General features: G+C 61.9%; 22 protein-coding genes. 5 read left to right on the top strand and 17 right to left on the bottom strand.

The annotated features are described in order from the left end of the window. The first annotated feature begins 21 nt into the window (after positions 1 to 21). Complete coding sequence (locus KIT10_02275; GenBank protein MCW5898069.1) at positions 22 to 2,082, top strand: tail fiber domain-containing protein; 2,061 nt, start codon at positions 22 to 24, stop codon at positions 2,080 to 2,082. A 98-nt stretch (positions 2,083 to 2,180) separates the two neighbouring features. On the opposite strand, the gene KIT10_02280 is transcribed toward KIT10_02275, so the two are convergent. Next, on the bottom strand, positions 2,181 to 3,686 hold the full coding sequence (locus tag KIT10_02280; GenBank protein MCW5898070.1) for a hypothetical protein: 1,506 nt from the start codon (positions 3,684 to 3,686) through the stop codon (positions 2,181 to 2,183). Positions 3,687 to 3,815: 129 nt separating this feature from the next. Here KIT10_02280 and KIT10_02285 point away from each other — a divergent pair, with 129 nt between their 5' ends. Further along, the gene (locus tag KIT10_02285; GenBank protein ID MCW5898071.1) at positions 3,816 to 4,082 is read left to right on the top strand and encodes a type B 50S ribosomal protein L31; all 267 of its coding nucleotides are present in this window, start codon (positions 3,816 to 3,818) and stop codon (positions 4,080 to 4,082) included. Positions 4,083 to 4,273: 191 nt separating this feature from the next. On the opposite strand, the gene KIT10_02290 is transcribed toward KIT10_02285, so the two are convergent. From KIT10_02290 to KIT10_02305, 4 genes are all read right to left on the bottom strand, one after another. After that, positions 4,274 to 4,879: a YdeI/OmpD-associated family protein gene (locus KIT10_02290; protein ID MCW5898072.1), complete on the bottom strand. Its 606-nt coding sequence runs from the start codon at positions 4,877 to 4,879 to the stop codon at positions 4,274 to 4,276. 73 nt (positions 4,880 to 4,952) lie between these two features. Further along, positions 4,953 to 6,158: a 3-oxoadipyl-CoA thiolase gene (gene pcaF / locus KIT10_02295; protein MCW5898073.1), complete on the bottom strand. Its 1,206-nt coding sequence runs from the start codon at positions 6,156 to 6,158 to the stop codon at positions 4,953 to 4,955. A 1-nt stretch (position 6,159) separates the two neighbouring features. Continuing rightward, the gene (locus tag KIT10_02300; protein ID MCW5898074.1) at positions 6,160 to 6,600 is read right to left on the bottom strand and encodes a hotdog fold thioesterase; all 441 of its coding nucleotides are present in this window, start codon (positions 6,598 to 6,600) and stop codon (positions 6,160 to 6,162) included. Positions 6,601 to 6,666: 66 nt separating this feature from the next. Further along, on the bottom strand, positions 6,667 to 7,188 hold the full coding sequence (locus tag KIT10_02305) for a methylated-DNA--[protein]-cysteine S-methyltransferase (GenBank protein ID MCW5898075.1): 522 nt from the start codon (positions 7,186 to 7,188) through the stop codon (positions 6,667 to 6,669). Between the two features lie 28 nt (positions 7,189 to 7,216). On the opposite strand from KIT10_02305, the gene KIT10_02310 reads away from it, so the two are divergent. Beyond that, on the top strand, positions 7,217 to 7,900 hold the full coding sequence (locus KIT10_02310) for a DUF2461 domain-containing protein (GenBank protein ID MCW5898076.1): 684 nt from the start codon (positions 7,217 to 7,219) through the stop codon (positions 7,898 to 7,900). Positions 7,901 to 7,957: 57 nt separating this feature from the next. Here KIT10_02310 and KIT10_02315 read toward each other — a convergent pair whose 3' ends face one another. After that, complete coding sequence (locus tag KIT10_02315) at positions 7,958 to 8,617, bottom strand: YceI family protein (GenBank protein MCW5898077.1); 660 nt, start codon at positions 8,615 to 8,617, stop codon at positions 7,958 to 7,960. Positions 8,618 to 8,706: 89 nt separating this feature from the next. Continuing rightward, a complete protein-coding gene (locus KIT10_02320; GenBank protein ID MCW5898078.1) occupies positions 8,707 to 9,861 on the bottom strand; it encodes a 3-hydroxybutyryl-CoA dehydrogenase in 1,155 nt (384 codons plus the stop codon). A gap of 139 nt (positions 9,862 to 10,000) precedes the next feature. Between KIT10_02320 and KIT10_02325 the strand changes: the two genes are divergently transcribed. Next, positions 10,001 to 10,627, top strand: a complete 627-nt coding sequence (locus tag KIT10_02325) for a hypothetical protein (GenBank protein MCW5898079.1) — start codon at positions 10,001 to 10,003, stop codon at positions 10,625 to 10,627. 10 nt (positions 10,628 to 10,637) lie between these two features. Here the strand turns inward: KIT10_02325 and paaG are convergent, their stop codons facing one another. The 6 genes from paaG to paaA all read right to left on the bottom strand — a co-directional run bounded on the left by paaG (position 10,638) and on the right by paaA (position 14,802). Then, complete coding sequence (gene paaG / locus KIT10_02330) at positions 10,638 to 11,417, bottom strand: 2-(1,2-epoxy-1,2-dihydrophenyl)acetyl-CoA isomerase PaaG (protein ID MCW5898080.1); 780 nt, start codon at positions 11,415 to 11,417, stop codon at positions 10,638 to 10,640. A gap of 183 nt (positions 11,418 to 11,600) precedes the next feature. Further along, positions 11,601 to 12,026: a hypothetical protein gene (locus KIT10_02335; protein ID MCW5898081.1), complete on the bottom strand. Its 426-nt coding sequence runs from the start codon at positions 12,024 to 12,026 to the stop codon at positions 11,601 to 11,603. A gap of 4 nt (positions 12,027 to 12,030) precedes the next feature. Continuing rightward, complete coding sequence (gene paaJ, locus KIT10_02340) at positions 12,031 to 12,516, bottom strand: phenylacetate-CoA oxygenase subunit PaaJ (protein ID MCW5898082.1); 486 nt, start codon at positions 12,514 to 12,516, stop codon at positions 12,031 to 12,033. A gap of 108 nt (positions 12,517 to 12,624) precedes the next feature. Then, a complete protein-coding gene (gene paaC / locus KIT10_02345; GenBank protein ID MCW5898083.1) occupies positions 12,625 to 13,377 on the bottom strand; it encodes a phenylacetate-CoA oxygenase subunit PaaC in 753 nt (250 codons plus the stop codon). 104 nt (positions 13,378 to 13,481) lie between these two features. After that, the gene (gene paaB, locus KIT10_02350) at positions 13,482 to 13,775 is read right to left on the bottom strand and encodes a 1,2-phenylacetyl-CoA epoxidase subunit B (protein ID MCW5898084.1); all 294 of its coding nucleotides are present in this window, start codon (positions 13,773 to 13,775) and stop codon (positions 13,482 to 13,484) included. 85 nt (positions 13,776 to 13,860) lie between these two features. Next, the gene (gene paaA, locus KIT10_02355; protein MCW5898085.1) at positions 13,861 to 14,802 is read right to left on the bottom strand and encodes a 1,2-phenylacetyl-CoA epoxidase subunit A; all 942 of its coding nucleotides are present in this window, start codon (positions 14,800 to 14,802) and stop codon (positions 13,861 to 13,863) included. Between the two features lie 106 nt (positions 14,803 to 14,908). Here paaA and paaK point away from each other — a divergent pair, with 106 nt between their 5' ends. Continuing rightward, positions 14,909 to 16,045, top strand: coding sequence for a phenylacetate-CoA oxygenase/reductase subunit PaaK (paaK, locus tag KIT10_02360; GenBank protein ID MCW5898086.1), 1,137 nt, complete (start codon positions 14,909 to 14,911; stop codon positions 16,043 to 16,045). Between the two features lie 105 nt (positions 16,046 to 16,150). Here paaK and KIT10_02365 read toward each other — a convergent pair whose 3' ends face one another. The 4 genes from KIT10_02365 to KIT10_02380 all read right to left on the bottom strand — a co-directional run bounded on the left by KIT10_02365 (position 16,151) and on the right by KIT10_02380 (position 21,244). Then, the gene (locus tag KIT10_02365) at positions 16,151 to 16,705 is read right to left on the bottom strand and encodes a hypothetical protein (protein ID MCW5898087.1); all 555 of its coding nucleotides are present in this window, start codon (positions 16,703 to 16,705) and stop codon (positions 16,151 to 16,153) included. 61 nt (positions 16,706 to 16,766) lie between these two features. Then, a complete protein-coding gene (locus tag KIT10_02370; GenBank protein ID MCW5898088.1) occupies positions 16,767 to 18,311 on the bottom strand; it encodes a response regulator in 1,545 nt (514 codons plus the stop codon). Continuing rightward, positions 18,308 to 20,440: a GHKL domain-containing protein gene (locus tag KIT10_02375; protein ID MCW5898089.1), complete on the bottom strand. Its 2,133-nt coding sequence runs from the start codon at positions 20,438 to 20,440 to the stop codon at positions 18,308 to 18,310. The genes KIT10_02370 and KIT10_02375 overlap by 4 nt, the downstream gene beginning before the upstream one ends. A gap of 48 nt (positions 20,441 to 20,488) precedes the next feature. Next, positions 20,489 to 21,244, bottom strand: coding sequence for a hypothetical protein (locus tag KIT10_02380; GenBank protein ID MCW5898090.1), 756 nt, complete (start codon positions 21,242 to 21,244; stop codon positions 20,489 to 20,491).

Consider the following 21,244-nt stretch of genomic DNA (forward strand, 5'->3'; position numbering starts at 1 on the left):
CCGTGGACCTTGGCCGCTTGCGTGCTGACCATGTGGCCGCTGAATGCACAAGTCACCACGCCAGCTAATTCAGGCTTTTCTGGCGATTTCGTCGGCTGGGACAATACGGTGACGAACGACCCGCTGATGATCCGGCACGATGCGAACCAGCCGATCGAGTTCTACACACATGGCCTGCAACGGATGCGGCTTTATCCCACCGGAACCATCAATGTGAACACCTACCCTGGCATTCCGCAGAACGGCTATTTGGGCATCAGCAACCAGCCCCTGTTCTTCACCAATACCCAGGGGCCATTCACCAGGTTGCATCTGGCCGATAGCACCACCAATTCACCGGGTGTCTATGCGCAGCAGCGCGGCTTCCGGCCCTGGCAGCGCAATGGTGTCACCTTCACCGGCAATGGGGACCATGGATACGTGGGCCAGAAGTACCACTTCAACAGCGGAGGCGGACTGATCAACGACCGCACGGACATGGTGGTGCAGTGGAGCAATGACCTGGATGGTTCGTTCGGGCCAGACATCCTCACCTTCCGGTTCACCACATCGCCGCTGGCAGGAACGAACACCGGAGCGCGCAGCTATGAAGGACTGGAAGGCATGCGGCTGTTCCCGGAAAGCCACCACAGCATACTCGTGGGAATTGGTGATTACCAGGCGGAAAGCTTTGTGCAAGGGGTGGACATTCAGCCTGAGGAGCGCCTCGACATCCTGGACCGTACCATCCGCCTGCGGGATTTCGTGCATCCTACGCTCTACCGGAATGATTCGCTGTACCGTGTTCTGGTGGCCGACTCCACCGATGGACGGGTCTATTGGCGGCCGATCGACAACTTCAACGGTTCCGACTGCACCTGGACGCTGCAAGGCCCGCCGGGTTCCAACAGTTCCATCTCCACGGCCTACCCGGCCAATCCCGGCTGCCCGCAGATGCCGCAGGGCGTGGGCATCGGCCTGCAGTTGCCCAAGGCCAAGTTGGACGTGCATCATGAGGTCTTCTCCGAGTTGGACCGTATCGCGATCCGCGGCACAGTGGTGCCGAATGTCCAACAGGATCATTTCGGGATGTATGGGTTCTGCCTACCCACCGGCGCAGCAGTGGGCCTGAACAGCTACGGTGTGCGCGGCCTGTCCCGCAATGGCCGCGGTACATACGGCGTATCCGGCCGTGGAGAGTTGACCACCACGCAAGCGGCTTTGGGTGGGTCAGTCTATGGTGTGCATGGCGTGGCAGTGAAGTCCTTCAATTTGGGCACTGGGTTAGTTGCAAGCGTGTATGGCCAGGCCATTGTCCCCGACACTTCCATGGCCAACTGGTGGGGCGGCTACTTCGAGGGCCGCGGTTTTCTGGGCGCCTCGGCATGGACCTATTCCGACGCGAACCTGAAGACCGGCATCGAGGAGCTGGCCTTGGAGGAGGCGCTGGACCTGGTGCTGCAACTGAAGCCCAAGCGCTACGCCTTCGCCGCTGCCGAGATGCCTTACCTCTCCCTGCCCACGGGCGGGCAGATCGGTCTGCTCTCGCAAGAGGTGGAAGCCATCCTGCCGGAACTGGTCATGGACGTGGAACGCCCTGCGGCGATCGACAGCACGGGCACGGAGACCGAGCCGGCACTGACCTTCAAGGCCATGAACTATGATGGGCTGATCCCCGTGCTGGTGGGCGCCGTGCAAGCGCAACAGCAGGTCATCGCCCAGCTACAGGAACAGATGGCCGCCATGCAAGAGCAAGTGGCCGCCTGCTGCGCCCAGGACACGGACAAGGCCTACCAGCCCGGGCCGATGGACGGCCACGGCGAGGTGAAGAAGGACCCCACCTTGGAGCGCCTGCTGCGCATCGACCCCAACCCCTTCACCGACGCCACCACCGTACGATACACGCTGGAACGTGCGGGCCGCATGCAACTGCTGGTGAACAGCGGCGACGGCAAGCAATTGCAGGTGCTGCATGAGGGTCTGGCCTCGGCGGGAGACCACAGCTATGATTGGAATACCGCGCAGCTGGCACCGGGCGTGTACTACGTGACGCTGTTGCTGGATGGCGAGCCGCTGGTGAAGCGGGCGGTGAAGGTGCGGTAGGCGGGGCGCATGAACGTACGAAAGCTGGGAAGCCCCGTGTGTTGGATCACCCACATGCGGGGCTTCTGCTTGAACAGGGTGATCGACAAAGCGCCCCCTCAATCCGGGCACCACTCGTAGCAGCCCAGGTCGAAGCCTTCGCCATCGCAGTTGCGCATGTCGCCATTGATGTCCTGGATGGCCTCGATGGTGCTGGAGGTGCCCCGGTTGCGGGCGAAGGCGCCCTGTGTGAGGCGGAAGTTGCGTTCCACGCTGCTGACGAAACCGGGCTCGATATTGCGCCAGATACGGTCCTGGAAGGGGAACCAGTCCAGGTTGGAGGTGGCCTGGTCGGTGCGCAGGATGAAGCGGTCGAAGGTGAATTGCGGTGCCACGGCGTCATTGAACTCCAGCAGGAATTCGTTGGGATTGCCGCCGTAGATGATGCCGTTGAGGAACTGGCTGTTCAGGATCTCGCGTACCTGCACATTGCCGGTGATGTCGGCGTAGGTGTTGGTCATCACGAAGGCGGGCGTCTGCCGGATGCCGTAGTTCCAGTAATTGGCGATGGTGCTGTGGTTGAAGAAGTACTCGCCGCCGCCGGTGAGGGCCACGGCGTACTGGCCGCAGTCGCCCACGAGCAGGTTGTTGCTGGTGATGCGGAAGTTGCGGCTGAGGATGCCCGCCGCGCTGCAGTTGCGGATGCGCACGTTGTTGAGCACCACCTTGGCGGCGCTGGTGGGCGCGTCGGGCACCAGCGGCCAGTTCTCGCATTGTATGCCGATCAAAGCGTTCTTGATGAGCACATGCTCGAACACGTTGTCCTGCCCGGCCGGTCCGTCGTTGATCCAGATGCGGTCCCACTGTCCGGGCAGTTCGCTGTAAAAGGGCTCCAGCCGGTCGCTCTGGAAGGTGATCAGCTGTTCCAAGCTCCCCTGTGCCAGGATCCGTCCCCAGCGGTAGATCCACAGGCCGCCGCCGCCGTGCACATGCACACGCACCCCGGGCTGGATCTGCAGGGTGCTGCACGAATCCACTGCCGCGTAGCCGTAGATCACGTAGGGCTTGTCGTTGGGCCAGGTGACGGTCTCGCAGATTGTGTTGCCGTTCTGGTCCGTGCCCCCGGCGATGATGCTGAAGGGCGGGAAGCCCTGGATGAAGCGGTCCGGGAAGAAGAAGTGGGCGTCCTGCCCCCAGGCCACCAGCAGCACCTTCTGCTCGTTGCCGTTGGTGAGGAAAACGATGTGGTCCTCGTGGATCAGGGGGCTGTTCTGGCCGGTCTGGTCCAGGCTGGCCTCCACAAAAACGTACACGCTGTCGCCTCCCAGGATCTCCACCCCCTCGAAGCTGGTGCCGGACACGCCGTCCACATTGATGCGGAAGGGGGAGGGGCCGCCGCCCTCCAGCACGATGTTCACCCGCACAGCGCGGTTCTCCAGGTTGCGGGCCACGAAGCGCTTGGTGACCGAGAAAGGCACCGTGGTGAAAATGGTGTCGAAGAGCATCGTGTCCAAGCTGAACTCCAGCCGCACGCCGGGGTCGTCAGTAAAGAGGCGGTCCCGGCGACAGGCCCCCAGCAGCAGGGCGGCCAGGAAAAGGAAAAGGAGGGGGCGCAGGGTGTTCAATGCTGGCAAAGATGGCCCGTGGGTGCGCTTCCTACGCTCGCAGAGGGGCGATCATTGCCCAGGGCTTCGCTGGAAAGGGGGATAAGCTTACATTTGCGGCCCGCTGGCCAGCAGGCCGGCACGCAGACCATGAAAAAGGACATCCACCCCACAAGCTACCGCCTCGTGGTGTTCAAGGACATGAGCAACGACTACATGTTCGTAGGCAAGAGTTGCGCCTCCACCAAGGACACCATCACCTGGGAGGACGGCAACGAATACCCGCTGGTGAAGCTCGACATCAGCCACACCTCGCACCCCTTCTACACCGGCAAGATGATGCTGGTGGATACCGCGGGCCGCGTGGACAAGTTCAAGAAGCGCTTCGCCAAGCACCAGGAGAAGAAAGCCGGCTGAGGCCGTTCCCTTCATCCCCAAGCACAATGAAGCCCCTGCTGAAGAGCGGGGGCTTTTTGCTTTGGGAGCGAGGAAGTTGTGGTGTTGAAGCTGGTTCCTTCGCTTCGCTGGGAATGACCGGTTGAAGGTTGCTGGCCTGTTGGTTGGGGCCAAGCTCCAACTCCTCAACCTGTCAACCTCCAACAGCCTTTTCAACCCACCTTGTGCGCATCCCCCTTCGCCTGCCCCTCGCGGATCATTTCCAAGGCTTTGGCGATGCGGCGTTTGCGGGTCTCCTCCTTGGCGGCGTCGGCGATCCACTCGATGTACTCGCGCTTGTGGCCAGGTGGCATGGCGGCCCAACGCTCCAGGGCCAGGTCATCCTTGGTGAGCACGTCCTCCAGGTCGGGCAGCATGTCCATGGAGCGCTTGCCTGATGCCGCTTCACCGTGTTGTCCACGCACCTGTTTGATGGCGCGTTTCACCAGGTCGGTGAAGCCTTTCTCGTGGAGGCTGTCACCCTCGTCCACCTTGTACTTGCGCACCAAACGCTCCTCATCCTTGTCGGTGAGCTTGAAGAGCCCGTGAGTGTCCTTGAGCAGGGCCCCCTTGTGGAACCACGCGCTGGCGCAGGTCTTCAGCCCATGCAGGGCGATGATCGGCTCGCCGTTCACCTCGAAGCTGGGCGCGTGGCCACGCCACGCCTCCTTCACAGTGGCGTCCGCACCATGGATCAACTGGCGCATGCGCACCAGCAGCTTGCGTTGCCATTCGGGTTGTTCGGCGATGTAGAGATTGATCTGTTCCTGCGGTTGCATGGCGGTCGATCGCTAAGGGGGGACCAAGCTAATACCGGGAATTTGGCACGTGGGCCGTGGGCCAGGACGCCGCTCAGCAGCCTTCCAGGATCGTGGCATAGCCCTGGCCCACCCCGATGCACATGGTACACAGGGCGTAGCGCTTGCCGGAGTCGTGCAACTGGATGGCCGCCGTCTGCAAAAGCCGGGCGCCGCTCATGCCCAAGGGGTGGCCCAGGGCGATGGCCCCACCGTTCGGGTTGATCCGGGGGTCGTCATCGGCCAGCCCCAGTGCCCGGGTGCAGCTGAGCACCTGGGCGGCGAAGGCCTCGTTCAGTTCGATCACATCCATCTGGTCCAAGGTCAGTCCGGCCCGCTCCAAGGCTTTGCGGGTCGCGTTCACCGGCCCGATGCCCATGATGCGCGGTTCCACCCCCGTGACGGCGCTGCTGATGATCCGTGCCAGGGGCTTCAACCCGTGCCGCTTCAGTCCCACATCACTGGCCACCAGCACGGCGGCGGCACCGTCGTTCAAACCGCTCGCATTTCCGGCCGTCACTGTTCCATCCTTCCGGAAGGCGGGCCGCAGTCTGGCCAGGCCGTCCTGGGTGGTGCCAGGCTTCACGAATTCGTCCAATGCGAACAGGATCGGGTCACCTTTGCGCTGGGGCACCGGTACCGCCACGATCTCCTTGGCCAAGCGGCCATTCTGTTGCGCCTTCGCCGCCTTTTGCTGGCTCCACAGGGCGAAGCGGTCCTGGTCCTCGCGGGTGATGGGGTTCATTTCCAAGAGATTCTCGGCGGTTTCGCCCATGGCGTCCACGCCGTACCTCTCCTTCATGGTGGGGTTGATGAAGCGCCAGCCGAAGCTGCTGTCGAACATCTGCGCATCCCGGCCATAAGGCGTGCTGGTCTTGCCGATCACCCAGGGGCCGCGTGTCATGTGCTCCACACCACCGGCGATGAAGAGGTCGCCATGGCCTGCCGTAATGGCCCTCCCGGCCTGCACCACGGCGCTCATGCCACTGGCACAAAGGCGGTTCACCGTTTCGCCCGGCACGCTCACCGGGAGGCCGGCCAGCAGCACGGCCATGCGGGCCACGTTGCGGTTGTCCTCACCGGCCTGGTTGGCGCAGCCCATGACCACGTCGTCGATGGCCGCAGGGTCCAGGTCCGCGTGCCGGTCCATGAGGGCCTTGATCACATGGGCGGCCAGATCATCGGCACGCACGGGTGCAAGGCTGCCGGTGAAGCTGCCGATGGGGGTGCGGATGGCGTCGACGATATGGGCGGCGTTCATATCAGGTGTTCGGTTGATCTTCCGGAAACCAAGGCTTGCCCAAGCGGTACACGGTTCCCTTGAAGAAGGCGACCCGCTCGTTGCGTTGGTTCGTGATGGTGATGTGGTACAGGCCAATGCCCCGTGTCAAACTCATTTCCTCACTGGTGGCGGTCAGCACATCACCCTCTTTCACGGGCTTGGTATGGCTGATGGAGGTCTCCACGCTCACGCTTTGGATGCCATGGCTGTTGGAGGCGAAGGCCAGGCAGCTGTCGGCCAGGCTGTAGGTGATGCCGCCATGGGCGATCGCGAAGCCATTGAGCATCTCTTTCCTTACGGTCATGCGCAACACGCAATGGCCGGGCTCCACCACCACACGTTCGATCCCCAGCCAAATGCTGAATGGGTCATGGTCGTACATGCGGGCCACAACGCGCCTGGCGAGTTCCTCAGGTGCCATGGGCCGAAGGTATCGGCTCGATCACAACCACCCCTCAACACACCAACTTCCAACGCCCCCGGCGCCTCAGAAAAGTTCCCTCGTCAACACCCCCTCATGCTCCAGCAGCCACTTCTTGCGCCAGATACCGCCCACGTATCCGGTGAGCAGGCCATCGCTGGCGATCACCCGGTGGCAGGGCACGATGATGGGCAGGGGGTTGGCGCCGGTGGCATTGCCCACGGTGCGCGCGATGGCCTTGCCGCCGATGCGGTCCGCGATCTCCTGATAGGTGCGCGTATCACCGAATCGGATGTCGTCGATGGAGGCCCAGACCAACTGCTGGAAGCGCGTGCCTTGGCGCTGCAACGGCAGTTCGAAGTGTTTGCGCCGGCGCTTGAAAAAGGTCTCCAATTGCTTGCGCGCCTCCACCAGCACCTTGGGCGGCTTGGCGTGCCGCACCTTCAGCGGCTCGAAGGAAACACGCGTGATGAGCTCCCCGTCGCTTTCCACCCATACCTTCCCAAGCGGACCATCCACCACCACCACATGGTAGTGCAGGAAGAGCTCCGGGCCGCTCGCGATGGGCTTGGGGCGTTGGGTGGCCATGGCGCTAACTTGCCGCAAAGTAGCAACGATGGCCTGGTTCACCGCTGACTTCAACGGCTTCTTCAAGGATCTGGCGAAGAACAACCACCGGGAATGGTTCGAGGCCAACCGCAAGCGCTACGAGGCCAGCGTGAAGCAGCCCTTCGAGGCCTTCGTCACGGAGGCGATCCAGCGCATCGCGAAGCATGACAAGGCCGTGGCGATCACGCCACGCGAGGCGATCTTCCGGCTGCATCGTGACATCCGCTTCAGCAAGGACAAGACGCCCTACAAGCTGGAGTCATCCGCCATCATTTCGCCTGCTGGCCGCAAGGACCACAGTGTGCCCGGCATCTACTTCGCCCTGGGCCCTGAGAGCGTGAAGTTCTACGGCGGGGCCTATGCGCCGGACAAGGAGCAGGTGGAGCGCATCCGCACGGCCATCATGCGTGACATGGCCACGTTCCACAAGGTGGTCCATGCCAAGACCTTCAAGGAGGTCTTCGGCACCGTGCAGGGCGAGGCGAACAAGGTGCTCCCGGCACCCTTCAAGGAAGCCGCGAAGCAGGAGCCGCTCATCGCCAACAAGCAGTTCTACGTGGGGGGCGAGCGCAAGGCCTCCCTGGTGACCGACCCCAAGCTGCTGGACGTGCTCATGGAACACTACCTCGCCATGCGTCCCTTCAATGCCTGGCTGGCCCAGGCCATGCGGTGGACCGATCCAGGCCGGTAACGAAGAACGCCCACCTTTCGGCGGGCGTCCCTCCCTTTCACCAAAACCTGGCGGTCCTTAGCTGACCTTGCCAGAAAGCTTGATCGAGAGGTTGATGTCGTCGCTCAGCACCGCATCCTTGGCGCCGGTGCCCCAGGCCACCCCGTATTTCTGGCGGTTGAAGGTGAGGTTGCCGGTGGCCGTGACGCTGCCACCTTCCTCGCTCACATTGATGTCAGTGACCTTCTCCTCATGGGTCTGGCCGCGCACGGTGAGGTTGCCGTAGGCCGTATTCCCTTCCACGCGGGTGATCTCGAAGCTGGCCGTGGGATGGTTGGCCACATCGAAGAAATCGCCTGACTTCAGGTGGCCGGTCAGCATGCTCTTCGTGTTCTTTTCGGAGCCTTCTGGGCTGTACTGGTAGTTGGCATCATCCTGGGGCGCGATGGTGTTGAGGTCCACTGCGAAGGAACCGCCGGTGACCAAGGGCCCCTTGAAGGCCAGCTTGCCTTCGGTGATCCTCACGATACCGTAGTGCTTCTTGATGCCGAGCATGGTGCCGGTCCAGTTCACGTTGCTGGCATCGCTGTCGATGTGGGCGATGCGCTCGGTGGCGGCCAAGGAGGCCAGGCTGTCAGCGGTGGCCTTCGCCTTCGCCGCTTGGATCTCGGCTTCGGTCGGGCCACAGGCCACCAGCAGCATGGCGCTGGCGGCAAGGGTGATGAGTTGGGTCTTCATGGTGATGAGGGTTTTATGGGAGCAAAGGTCGCTCTTATTCTCCATGGTGAATAAATGAGCTTGTTAAAGTTCCTCAACAGGGCAGCGCCTTATGCGTGAAAGCGGCCGCCGGTGCCGGCCAACCGCTGGAAAAGCGGTGATGGCCGGTAACGGTCCTCGCCATACTTGGCTTGGAGGCTTTCCAGCACGTTCAGCCAGTGCGCGGCGCCTTGCTCATCGGCCCAAGCCAGCAATCCCTTGGGGTAGTTCACGCCCTTGGTCATGGCCAGGTCGATGTCCTTCGCACTGGCCACCTGCCAGAATAGCGCATCGGCCGCTTCATTGATCAGCATGGCGAGGATCCGCTCCACGATGGGTGCTGCCTCCGAGGGTGCGACATTCGGGAATGCCGGTGTAGAGCCGTCGGCGTAGCTGTAGTAGCCCCGCCCGCTCTTCCTGCCCAACCTTCCGCTCTCCACCTGCCGCTGCTGCGTGAAGCTCGGTTTGTAACGCGGGTCGAAGAAGAAAGCCTCCCATACGGTCTTGGTCACCGTGAAGTTGATGTCGTTGCCGATCAGGTCCATCAGCTCGAAGGGACCCATGCGGAACCCGACGCTCTTCATTGCGGCATCGATGGTGGGCATGTCGGCGATGCCTTCCTCGTAGATGCGGATGGCCTCGCCGTAGAACGGCCGTGCCACCCGGTTCACGATGAAGCCGGGGGTGTCCTTGCAGATCACCGGCACCTTGCCCCAAGCTGTCATCAGCGTGGCGCTTCGGCTGGCGAGGGCGTCATCGCTGGCCAGTCCGGGCACCACTTCCACCAACGGCAGCAGGGGAGCGGGGTTGAAGAAGTGCAGGCCCACCATGCGTTCCGGATGCTTCAAGCCACCGGCGATGGCCGTCACGGACAGGGAAGAGGTGTTGGTGGCAAGGATCGCGTCCGTGGCCATGATGCCTTCCAACTCAGCGAAGAGCTTCTGCTTGATACCAAGGTCCTCTACGATCGCTTCGATGACCAGTCCTCTGCCCGCAAGGTCCTTCAGGTCACTGGCCGGGGTGATGCGGCTGTGGATGCCATCGGCCTGCTCGGCGGTGAACTTGCCTTTTTCCACCAGCTTGTCCAGCGTCTTCCGCAGACCGGCCAATGCTTTGTCCACCGCTTCTCTCCGCGTATCGAACAGGACCACCTTGTGGCCGGCTTGTGCAGCGACCTGGGCGATGCCGCTGCCCATCGTCCCGGCGCCGATCACGGCGACTTTCATCGAGGTATCCATGCGTCGTGCCCCAAGGCTAGGATGAGGTCCAGGGGGCTAAGATCGCTTCATTGGACGATCGATCTCTGGTGCAATGGCCATTACTAACCTCCAGGGGATTAGCTTTCGCCGAAATAGTGCATCGATCATGATCATCTCACGAACCAGCTTCCGCCTCAAGTTCGGGCAGACCAAACCCGCCGTGGCCATCTGGAAAGAGATCATGGACCATACGAGGGGCAAGGAGTATGCACGGCCCATGCAGCTGATGACGGACCTCAGCGGTCCGAACTACACGCTGGTCTGTGATTTCCATCTGCGTGGATTCACCGAGCTTGGCACGAGCATGCATCTCTGGCTGTCCGATCCGCTCATCCGGGAACTCTACCCGAAGTTCGTCCTCCTGTGCGAGTCGTCCACAAGCGAATTGTACCATGTGGAGCATCAGGTGGGCACCACCCCCGTCGCGGCTGGCAATGTGGTGGAGTTGATGACCTTCCGGCTACGCTTCGGACAGGCGCGTGAGGCCTGTGCCATCTGGAAGGAGATCATCACCGCTGGTGGTAAGGCGGGATTGAACATGCGGATGTACACGGACATCACCGGCGAGAGCTATACGCTGCTGATGGACCAGCACTACCACAGCATGCTGGAATACGGCCCGCGCAAGTACCTCTGGATGACCGATCCGGACCTGAAGGAGGCCTACAAGCGATTCGTGCCCCTGTGCGAGTCGGCCAACCGCACGCTCTTCACGATGGTGCACCACGTTTGATCCCCGGGGATCATTCCCCCTTGTACACCGGCTTCCGCTTCTCCAGGAACGCCTTCACCCCCTCGTTGTAGTCGTGGCTGCGGCCGGCGATGCTCTGCAGCTCGTTCTCGATGTCCAGCTGCTGGTCGAGGTTGCTGTGGCTGCTGCGGTTCAGGGCATCTTTGGTGAGGGCGATGGCCTTGGTGGGCATGGTGGCCAGCTTCTTCGCCAGGGCGGTGGCCTCGTTCATCAGCTCGGCATCGGGTACGGCCTTCCAGATCATGCCTTGGGCCTCGGCCTCCTTCGCGCTCACCTTCGGCGCCAGGATCATCTGCCCAAAGGCGCGCTGCATGCCCACCAAGCGTGGCAGGGTGAACGTGCCGCCGCTGTCGGGGATCAGGCCGATGTTGATGAAGCTCTGGATGAAGTTGGCGCTTTCGGCCGCCAGCGTGAGGTCGCAGGCGTAGGCGATGTTGGCACCGGCACCAGCCGCCACACCGTTCACCGCGGCCACCACGGGCTTCGGTAAGGCCCGCAGGCGACGCACGATAGGGTTGTACTGCGTGGTGATGATCTCCTCGATGAGCGTGCCAGGAGCAATGGCCTCGGCCAGGTCCTGACCCGCGCAAAAGGCGCGCCCTTCGCCGGTGAGCAGCACGGCCCGGACGTTCGCATCGTCCTTGCAGTTTTCCAGCGCATCAATGGTCTCCAGCGACATCTCTCGGTCGAAGCTGTTGAGCTTGTCCGGACGGTTCAGGGAAATGGTGGCCACGCCGTCGGCGATGGTGAGGAGGATCTTGGTGTAGGGCATGGGGTAAAGATCAGAAGATCAGACGATCAGAAGATCAGATGAACGGTTGGTGCGTTCCGGAAGGTTGCTGCTTCGCTGACATGAGCAGATCAATGAGTGTCCATGCAACTGGAAGTGAATGGAAGCGCCAATGGTAGACTTGAGATAAGGAAGCCATTTCAGCTGGTGTGGTGTCCGGAGACATCAATAAAGGGCCTTTCGGCACTCCATCCGCACTCGCTCCGATTCAAGTGTCATTTCAGCGAGCACCCCTAGACTTTCCGGATCTCTGTACTTCCGATAGCCGGTTATCTTGTAAACACCAGCGAATTCTTCGCTGTCCGTTATGATCTCCAAGTACTGTTGCTTGTCCTTGATGAACCACCTCCAGGTACCTGTCTCTTTCGTCGTATGACGGTCCTCGAACCGGACCACTGGTAAAAAGCAGGTGTGGTCGTCGTTCAGGGCGAATGCATTGTTGAGGATCAAGAAATCTGCTTGTAACCGCTCTATCGACCATGAACCTTGGATATCGGCTTCGCGCCAGTCGCATCCGGCCAATAACAATGGCGTTATCACCAGTAACAAGGAACGGCGACTACACCACTTGGTTACTCCGAATATCGCCATCTGTTCATAAACATTTGAACTGATCGAACGGCTCCAAACAATCCTCACACTTCCACAGCGCCTTGCAGGCCGTGCTGCCGAAGAGCGATAGCATCACCGTGTTCTTCGAATTGCACTGCGGGCACTGCACCACGGGTTGTTCGCCTTTCAGTGCGCGGATGTCGGCGCTCTTTTCCGGCGGAGCGATGCCGTATTCCTTCAGTTTGCGTTTGCCCTCGTCGGTTATCCAGTCAGTGGTCCAGGCGGGGGCGAGGCTCATTTTCACTTCCACCTCGGGCACGCCGGCCTCCAGAAGTTCTTTCTTGATGTCCGCCGCCATCACGTCCATGGCCGGGCAACCGGTGTAGGTGGGGGTGATGGTGATGATGGCCTTGCCGCTCTCTTCCACCTCCACGCCGCGCACCACGCCCAACTCCAGCACGTTGATCACCGGGATCTCCGGGTCCTTCACGTAGTCGAGGAGCTCGAGGATGCGGTGTTTGGTGATCATGGGTCAATTGCATTCACCGCAGAGACGCGGAGGCGCAGGGTACGCGGAGAGCATTGTCACACTCACTTGGCGCCCTTTGCGTCTTTGCGCCTTTGCTGTGCGCATTCCTCACCACTCCACCCCCGGATACGCCCGTGTCACATGCTGCATCTCCGCCAGGATGAAGCCCATGTGCTCGCTGTGCAGGCCCTTGCGGCCGCCGGTCATCATGAAGGCGTCGGTAGGACGTTTCAGCGTGGCTTCCGCCAGCACCTGGTCCACGGTCTTGCTCCACGCTTCCTTGATGGCGGTGATGTCCGGTGCGATGCCCGCTTTGGTCATCTCTGCCAGCACGGCATCGCTCTCGAATAGCTCGCCGGTGTAGGTCCACAGGTCGTCGAGGGCGGCTTGAGCACGCTGGTGGCTCTCTTCGGTGCCATCCCCGAAGCGGGTCAACCATTCGCTGCTGTGGCGCAGGTGGTAGGTGGCCTCCTTCACGCTCTTGCCCGCGATGGCGGCGAGTTGCGCATCGGAGCTCTTGGTCAGCGCCTGCATCAGCGGCAGGTGGTAGGCATCGAAGAGGAAACTGCGGACGATGGTGTGGGCGTAGTCGCCGTTGGGCTGCTCCACCAGTTTCACGTTGGTGTACTGCCGCTCCATGCGCAGGTAGGCGAGGTCATCCTCCGTGCGACCCTTGCCTTCCACCTGTCCGGCGTAGGTCAGCAGGTTGCGGGCTTCGCCGAGGTGGTCCAGCGCGCGATTGGTGAGGGCGATGTCCTCCTCCAGCACGGGGCCGTGGCCGCACCACTCAACCAGGCGTTGGCTCAGGATGAGGAGGTCGTCCGCCAACCTCAATGTGTATGTGAAAAGGGATGGGCTCATTCGTTGTCCGTTGTCCGATGTCAGTTGCCTGGCTGCCGACCTGGTGGGTGCAGAGTCATCGCCCAAGCGAAGAACAACTGACAACCAACAACTGACAACCGCATTCAGATGTATTTCGCGCCCTCGGGCACCGTGTAGAAGGTGGGGTGCCGGTACACCTTGTCATCGGCGGGGTCAAAGAAGCTTTCGGCGTCCTCGGGTCGGCTGGCGTGGATGTGCTCGGCCTTCACCACCCAGATGCTGTTGCCTTCCTGGCGGCGGGTGTACACATCACGGGCGTTCTCGATGGCCATCGCGGCATCGGCGGCGTGCAGGCTGCCCACGTGCTTGTGGTCCAGCCCGCGCTTGCTCTGGATGAACACTTCCCAGAGGGGCCAGTTGTTGGGGTTGTCGCTCATGTTCTTTTGAATGGCGAGTGGCGAGTGATGAGTGGCGAGTGGTGCTGCCGGGGCAGACTCGCCACTCGCTACTCGCCACTCCGTATCATGCTGCTTTTCGTTTGGCTTTCTTCGTCGCGTAAGCAACGGCCGCATCGCGTACCCATGCCCCATCATTGTGGGCCTTGTTGCGGGCGGCCAGGCGTTCCTTGTTGCAGGGGCCGTTGCCGGCCACCACGTTGTTGAACTCCGTCCAGTCGATGGTGCCCCAGTCGTAGTGCTGGGTCTCCTCGTTCCACTTCAGATCGGGATCGGGGATGGTGAGGCCGATCACCTCCGCCTGCTGCACGGTGCGGTCGATGAAGATCTGGCGCAGCTCGTCGTTGCTCTGGCGCTTGATCTTCCACTTCATGCTCTGCGCGCTGTGCGGGCTGTTGGCATCGGTGGGACCGAACATCATCAAACTGGGCCACCACCAGCGGTTCAGGGCATCCTGGGCCATTTCCTTTTGTGCGGGGCTGCCCTTTGCCAGCACGGCCATGATCTCGTAGCCCTGGCGCTGGTGGAAGCTCTCCTCCTTGCAGATGCGCACCATGGCGCGGGCATAGGGGCCGTAACTCGTGCGGCAGAGCATCACCTGGTTCATGATGGCGGCACCGTCCACCAGCCAGCCGATGGCGCCGATGTCCGCCCAGGTGAGGGTGGGGTAGTTGAAGATGCTGCTGTACTTGGCCTTGCCGCTCAGCAGGTCGTCGATGGTCTGCTCGCGACTGGTGCCCATGGTCTCCACAGCGCTGTAGAGGTAAAGGCCGTGTCCGGCTTCGTCCTGCACTTTGGCCAGCAGGATGGCCTTGCGCTTCAAGCTGGGCGCGCGAGTGATCCAGTTCCCTTCGGGCAGCATGCCCACCACCTCACTGTGCGCGTGCTGGCTGATCTGGCGCACGAGTGTCTTGCGGTAGGCATCGGGCATCCAGTCCTTGGGTTCGATCTTCTGCTCCGCGTCGATCTTGGCTTGGAACAGGTCCTCGAGGTTCTTCACTTCCGTCATGAGGGCACGTCTGTTTTACGGTCAGCTAAGGTAGGACCGGGGCGCTATGCGAGGTTGACCGCGGTCAGTCAGCGAACGATCGCGGCACGCCATGGGTTCATTGCCCATGACGCTGGAGCCCAGCGGCTATTTTCGCGCCCTCATCATGAGCAGCACCCGGATGGCCCGTTTCCATACCCTTCCCGTCGCAGACGTCCACCAGGAGACCGCGGACAGCATCGTGGTCACCTTCCGGATCCCTCCGGAACAGCGCGAGGACTTCCGCTTCGTACACGGTCAGTACCTCACGCTGAAGCTCACGGTGAACGGGGAGGAGTTGCGCCGCAGCTACAGCATCTGCAGCAGCCCGCTGGATCCGGAGGAGATCCGCATCGCGGTGAAAAAAGTACCGGGTGGCCGGGCATCCACCGTGCTGGTGGACAAGTTGAAGCCGGGCATGACCATCGAGGTGATGACACCGATGGGCAACTTCACCAGCGCCCTGGACCCCGCGCATGTGAAGCATTATGTGGCCTTCGCGGCCGGCAGCGGCATCACGCCCATCCTCAGCATCCTGAAGACCGTATTGCGCGGCGAGCCGAAGAGCCGTTTCACTTTGTTCTATGGCAACACCGATGTGGACCGGATCATCTTCCGCGGCAAGCTGGAGGAGTTGAAGGCACAGTATGGCGAGCGGCTGGGGGTACACCATATCCTGACCCAGGGCCAGGACGAGGACACGCTCTTCAACGGCAGGATCACCACGGAGAAGGCCAGCCAATTGCTCGGCCGTTTCGTCACCGACAGTCTGGACAAGGAGTATTTCATCTGTGGCCCGGAACAGATGATGGTGAACGTGAGCGAGGCACTGGAGATGCTTGGGGTGGAGAAGAAGCGCATCCATATCGAGCTCTTCACCACGCCCGTGACGGCCGAGGCCAAAGCACCACCCCAGGCCGTGGGCGATGGGGCCTTCTCCGGCATGGCGAAGGTGACCGTGATCCTCGATGGGCGTGAGACGGTCCTGGATGTCCGCGCCAGCGGCGATGCCGTGCTGGATGTGGCCTTGGATGCCGGACTGGACGTGCCATTCGCCTGCAAGGGCGCGGTGTGCTGCACGTGCAAGGCCCGCGTGGTGAAAGGCCAGGTGGAGATGGCGATGAACTACGCCCTGACGGACGAGGAGGTGGAGGATGGCTACGTGCTCACCTGCCAGACGCATCCGCGAAGCGCGGAGGTGACCATCGACTACGACCAGCACTGAACGACCGGAAAATGAAGCGAGGCGGACATCGATCGTCCGCCTCGCCTGGTCCGGTGCCTCTTTCCTTGGTTTGTTTGTCGAGGTCCGGAGGATGGTGGTTCCGCGTCAGAAGGCCGCGCTGGCGATCCCGGTAAGCCTGGTCTGGATGTGCGAGAGGTAGTTCTCGCTGTGGTAGAATCCGCTCATATCATCACTCCAACGGATGATCGCCGATGGGAAGTCGGTGTAGAAGGGGTCGATGTTCTTCGCGTTCGGGGGCATCAGGTTCACGAAGAGCTCATAGTCGGGGTAGGTCACCAGATCGGGCGGGAGATGGGTGTCGATGTAGATCATTTTTTCCTGGTAGCCCTCCTTGGTGATGCGCACGGTATAGAAGCCATCGATGTCGAGCTGAAGCTCGAAACCGCCTTTCTTGTGGATGGGTATGGCGCCCATGGGCTTGTTGTCGCGATAGAGCACCAACGTGTAGTCGTTGCTGCGCTTGCCTTCCACCAGCACCTGGCCTTGCACGGGCAGGTACCAGCCTTCGGCCTGGCCTCGCTCATCCACCAGACGGCGTTGGCCGAAGGCGAGCGTGGCGGTGCACATGGAGGCCAATAGCAGGGCATAGGGCATCCAGGCGGCGTTGTGCTTCAGGGCAATGGTTCGGGTGCGTGCCATGGGTATGGATCTGTTTCCAATTGCGGCCCTTAACGCCTGTGGGTGCCACCGGGTTACGTGATCAGGCGACTTTCACGAAGGGGATCGCTTCCTGGGCCGAGGAGGAGGAGGGCAATGACACGCGGATGATGGTACCCTGGCCGACGGCGCTCTGTGCCGAGACCTCCCCGCCGTGCTTGGCCACGATGCGTTGCACGATGGCCAAACCCACGCCGGAGCCCTCGAACTGATCGGCGGTGTGCAGCCGCTTGAACACGCCAAAAGCATGGTCCTTGTGCTTGGGGTCGAAACCCACCCCATTGTCTCGCACTTCGATGATGTGCCGGTCTCCTTGCGTCGTATGCGCGATCACGATCTCGGGCCGCTCCTCCGTGCGCGTGAACTTCAGCGCGTTGGAGAGGAGGTTCTGCAAGAGGACCAGCAGCATGGGCGGGTCGGCCAGCAGGGTGGTGCCTGGGGCTATGTCGATCCGCACCTCGGCGCGCCGATGCTCGGGTACATGCTGCCGCACCAGATCCTCCACCAGGGCATGGAGTTCCACGTCCCGGCGTTCCAGGTCGCGCGTGTTGGTCTGGCTGAAGCGCAACAGGTCGTCCACCAGCTCGATCATGCGCTGGGAGGCCTTGCTGATGCGTTCGGTGAAGGCGAGGACGTCCCCGTCGCCGTTGTCCTCGGCATGGCTGTGCAGATGACCGCTCAAGGCCAGGATGTTCTTCAATGGCGAACGCAGGTCATGCGCCACGGTGTAGGAGAATGAGCCGAGGTCTTCCAAGGCTTCGAGCAGTTGTGCGGTGCGCACGGACACGCGACGGTCCAGGTCCGCGTTGAGCTTCAACAGGCGCTTCTCCTCCTGGCGGCGGTCGCTGATGTCCTTCAGGATGGCCTGGAACACGTCCCGCTGTTGACCATGCTTGTCCAGGTAGGTGGCGGTCATCAGGCAGTCCAGCAGATCGCCCTTGCGGTCGCGCACCGTGATGTCCACGTTGATGAACTCGCGCCCCTTGCGCCGCGCTTTCAGCGACCGGACCAATGAGGAGGCGTTCTCCAGGTGATCGGTGAAGCGAGTTCTCATCAATTCCTCGAGCGGCATGCCGATGAGGCGTCCACAGGCGGCGTTGGCGTCCAGGATGCGGCCACGGTGGTCCACGATCACGATGGGATCCGCGGCGTTGTCGAACACCTGCTGGTATTGCTGCAACAGGCGGTCCTTCTGCGCACGCAGCTGGTGGATCTCGAAGGCCTGTTCGATGCGCAGCTTCAGATCGTTGGCATCCCAGGGCTTGGTGGCGTAGGCGTAGATACCGCCCTTGTTCACCGCCGCCACCACGGCCTCCAGATCGGCGTATCCGGTGAGCAGCATGCGCATGGCGCGCGGATGTCGCTCCCTGGCCACGGCCAGGAACTCCGAGCCGGTCATGCCCGGCATCCGCTGGTCGGACACGATCACGTGCACCTCTTCCTGTTCCAGGATCTCCAGTGCTTCAACGCCGGATGAGGCCACGAGCACCTCCATGTCGCGGCGGAATGTGGTTCGGAAGGCCTTGAGGTTGCCTTCCTCGTCGTCCACGAAGAGCACCTTGATCCGTTCGTCCTTGTGCTGGTTCATGCGCGTTTCTCTTTCAAGCTGGAATGACGTAGCGGTAGTGTGACCTTGAATTCGGACCCCAGTTCCGGTGTGCTCTCGATCTCCATGGCACCATGGTGTTCCTCCACGATGCTGTACACGATGGCCATGCCCAGTCCCGTGCCTTCGCCTACGGGCTTGGTGGTGAAGAAGGGCTCGAACACACGGGCCTTAACGGCCTCGTCCATGCCGGTGCCATTGTCGCTGATGCTGATGGTCACCGTGTCGCCATCACAGGTCGTCCTCGCCGTCACCAGACGTTCGTGATCGCCCGGCTTGGCGATGGTGGCCTGCGCGGCGTTGGTGAGGATGTTCATGAAGACCTGGTTGACCTTGCCCGGGAAGCACTCCACCTTGGGGATGTCGCTCAGCTCCAGCCGGAAGGTCACCCGGTCGCGGTACTGGGGGGCGAGCACGGAGAGTGTGCTGCGGATGCCCTCATTCAGGTCGGACTCCTTCAGGTCGTCCTCGTCGAGGCGGGAGAAGTTGCGCAGTCCGCGCACGATCTCCGCTGTTCTGGACGAGCCCTCGGCGATGCTGCCGATGATGTCATCCAGTTCCTCGATGGAGGTGGCGATGTCCAGCCGGCGTTCCAGGTCCTTCAACTCGCGCAGGCGGTCTGCGGCGCCTCCTTCCTCCAGGGACCGGTAACCCTTCATCACTTCGAGGATCTCCTGGATGTTGCGCCGCAGTGGCCCGATGTTGCTGGTGATGAAGTTGATGGGGTTGTTGATCTCGTGCGCGATACCGGCCGTGAGTTGACCGATGGAAGCCATCTTCTCGGCGTTCACCAGCTGGGCCTGGGTGCGTTTGAGGTGCTCGTTGGATTCCCGCAGGGCGCGCGTGCGTTCCTGCACTTTCGATTCCAGGATCACGTTCTGCTCGCGGATGATGCGTTCATTCTCCCGGGAGGCCTCGAGCGCAGCGGCCTGCGAACGTTCCTTTTCGCGCCGCAGTTCATTGATGCGATCCGCTAGACCGAAGGAGAGGAGCACCACCTCCACTGCGGAACCCACCACCATGGTGCTCTTCGTCAATGAGGTATAGGGCAGCACATCCAGGTCCTTCAGCACGAATAGCATCACGCCCAAGAGGAATATGGTCCAGGCGATGAGGAAGAAGCGTGCGCTGCGCGATCCATTGCGCAAGGCGATGATGCCCACGATGAGCTGGTAGAGCGCGATGCCGCCCGTGGCCCCCTGCAGCAGGTTGTAGGAGACGATGTCCATCCCCATGGCTTTCATGGAAAGACCCACGATGAAGAGCGCATAGAAGAACCAGGCGAAGCGTCGCGTGCCCGGGGCATGTACCTCGGTATTCAGGAAACGGTGCATGAACCGGTTGGCCGCCACCGCCGTGATGATGGTGAGCACGAAGGCGGCGCCGTGGCCCAGCCATGGACTTTCGGGCCAGAGGTAGTGCTTGTTGATCCCCAGGAAATCGGCCTGGGTGATGCCCACCAGCGTGATGTAGAGGACGTAGTGCAGGTAGCTCCTGTCCCGGGTGGAAAGGAAGATGAACAGGTTGTACAGGAGCATCACCAGGATCACCCCGACGTAGGCCCCTCCGAAACCGTCGCGCCAACTGCGCACTTCGGCCAGCGCCACGCCGGTGCCCACGTGGATGGGCAGCCGCAGCAGCTTGTCGCTGGATACGCGCAGGTAGATGGTCGCCTCCCCATCTGCGGGAACGGGAATGCGCGTCCACATGTCAATGTCCTTGTTGCCCCATTGTGAAAGGGGTATGGACTGGCCCATGCGCTGCTCCAGGATGGAGGTGCCGTCTCGCGCGATCGCATGGATGTCCATGCTGCCGATGTCCGGCTGCGGGATGTGGAGAAAGAGTCCTTCCTGGTTGCCGGTATTGCGCAGGCCGAAGCGCACCCAGAATGTTGAACGGGATACGTGGAAGTTGGGGACCGCCTGCTGAGACCGCTCGTAACCGTCCGTGGCGATCGCGTCTTCGAGGGTAAGTACGCCATTCGGATCTTCCAGGATCTCCACCAAATGGCCGATGGATCGCATCTCATGCCGGTCGCCCGCCTCGATCAGCGGCTGGGCGGCGAGCAGGGCGGGCAGGAAAGGCCAGAGGGCGATGCAGGGCGCACGCATGCGCGGCTTCTACGCCACACAACGTGCAGGGGTTCCTCCCGGAAGGGATCAGGCGATGTAGCGCAAACGATCCTCCCGGATGCTATCGTAGGTGGCCAGATCGTGGATGCCATTGTCCAGCCGCATCCGATAGTGGATGAAAAGATCCGTGCGGGTGGTTCGTTCCACGCGCTTCTGGTCCGGTGCCATCCGCAGGCTCAGGATCCTTTCGCGCAATGGCGCGATGGCGTGCTCCAGGGTCAAAAGGTCGTCAATGCCCACCACTATGCCTTGGAAGCCCCGGCGCGGGTAGGCATGGAACACCCCTTGGTCCCCGATGCTCAGCACGGGTCGGAAGCCGAAGTCCAGGCTGTGGTCCAGGGTGTAACGTGCCGCCAGTCCAAGCAGGGTCTTGATCCCCAACTGGCTGGCCAATGAAATGGCGGAGAGGCCGAATAGCGTGGGCATGCCCTTGCCGTGGTAGCGCACCGCGTTCCACATGCCGCAGAGTTCACCAACGCCATCCTTGGCGCGTTCACGGACCAGTTCGTGGATCGAAGGGTCCAACTTGCCTATGGCCAGTTCAATGGGCAAGTGGTTGTCGGCGGAGGTCCGCACATGCACGCGTGCGCCACCGACCATGCCCAGTTCGGCGTGTTCCACGGTGATCACATGAACATCCGGGTCGGTTATCCAATCGGCGTTGTTGGTGTTCACATGGGTGATCCCATAGTCGGTGAGCACCCGCACATGTTCCCGAAGGAATTCGGCACAGGAGGCGGGGTCGTCGGTGGCCCGGAAGGCACGGATGGTGAGAATGTCCAT

The sequence above is a fragment of the Flavobacteriales bacterium genome (assembly GCA_026129465.1).
Taxonomy (GTDB): domain Bacteria; phylum Bacteroidota; class Bacteroidia; order Flavobacteriales_F; family PHOS-HE28; genus PHOS-HE28.

Excerpts from the sequence above, each read along its gene's own strand:
- KIT10_02285 (MCW5898071.1), top strand. The coding sequence starts at position 3,816 with ATGAAAAAGGACATCCACCCCACAAGCTACCGCCTCGTGGTGTTCAAG.
- KIT10_02290 (MCW5898072.1), bottom strand. The coding sequence starts at position 4,879 with ATGCAACCGCAGGAACAGATCAATCTCTACATCGCCGAACAACCCGAA.
- pcaF (MCW5898073.1), bottom strand. The coding sequence starts at position 6,158 with ATGAACGCCGCCCATATCGTCGACGCCATCCGCACCCCCATCGGCAGC.
- KIT10_02300 (MCW5898074.1), bottom strand. The coding sequence starts at position 6,600 with ATGGCACCTGAGGAACTCGCCAGGCGCGTTGTGGCCCGCATGTACGAC.
- KIT10_02305 (MCW5898075.1), bottom strand. The coding sequence starts at position 7,188 with ATGGCCACCCAACGCCCCAAGCCCATCGCGAGCGGCCCGGAGCTCTTC.
- KIT10_02310 (MCW5898076.1), top strand. The coding sequence starts at position 7,217 with ATGGCCTGGTTCACCGCTGACTTCAACGGCTTCTTCAAGGATCTGGCG.
- KIT10_02315 (MCW5898077.1), bottom strand. The coding sequence starts at position 8,617 with ATGAAGACCCAACTCATCACCCTTGCCGCCAGCGCCATGCTGCTGGTG.
- KIT10_02320 (MCW5898078.1), bottom strand. The coding sequence starts at position 9,861 with ATGAAAGTCGCCGTGATCGGCGCCGGGACGATGGGCAGCGGCATCGCC.
- KIT10_02325 (MCW5898079.1), top strand. The coding sequence starts at position 10,001 with ATGATCATCTCACGAACCAGCTTCCGCCTCAAGTTCGGGCAGACCAAA.
- paaG (MCW5898080.1), bottom strand. The coding sequence starts at position 11,417 with ATGCCCTACACCAAGATCCTCCTCACCATCGCCGACGGCGTGGCCACC.
- KIT10_02335 (MCW5898081.1), bottom strand. The coding sequence starts at position 12,026 with ATGGCGATATTCGGAGTAACCAAGTGGTGTAGTCGCCGTTCCTTGTTA.
- paaJ (MCW5898082.1), bottom strand. The coding sequence starts at position 12,516 with ATGATCACCAAACACCGCATCCTCGAGCTCCTCGACTACGTGAAGGAC.
- paaC (MCW5898083.1), bottom strand. The coding sequence starts at position 13,377 with ATGAGCCCATCCCTTTTCACATACACATTGAGGTTGGCGGACGACCTC.
- paaB (MCW5898084.1), bottom strand. The coding sequence starts at position 13,775 with ATGAGCGACAACCCCAACAACTGGCCCCTCTGGGAAGTGTTCATCCAG.
- paaA (MCW5898085.1), bottom strand. The coding sequence starts at position 14,802 with ATGACGGAAGTGAAGAACCTCGAGGACCTGTTCCAAGCCAAGATCGAC.
- paaK (MCW5898086.1), top strand. The coding sequence starts at position 14,909 with ATGACGCTGGAGCCCAGCGGCTATTTTCGCGCCCTCATCATGAGCAGC.
- KIT10_02365 (MCW5898087.1), bottom strand. The coding sequence starts at position 16,705 with ATGGCACGCACCCGAACCATTGCCCTGAAGCACAACGCCGCCTGGATG.
- KIT10_02370 (MCW5898088.1), bottom strand. The coding sequence starts at position 18,311 with ATGAACCAGCACAAGGACGAACGGATCAAGGTGCTCTTCGTGGACGAC.
- KIT10_02375 (MCW5898089.1), bottom strand. The coding sequence starts at position 20,440 with ATGCGTGCGCCCTGCATCGCCCTCTGGCCTTTCCTGCCCGCCCTGCTC.
- KIT10_02380 (MCW5898090.1), bottom strand. The coding sequence starts at position 21,244 with ATGGACATTCTCACCATCCGTGCCTTCCGGGCCACCGACGACCCCGCC.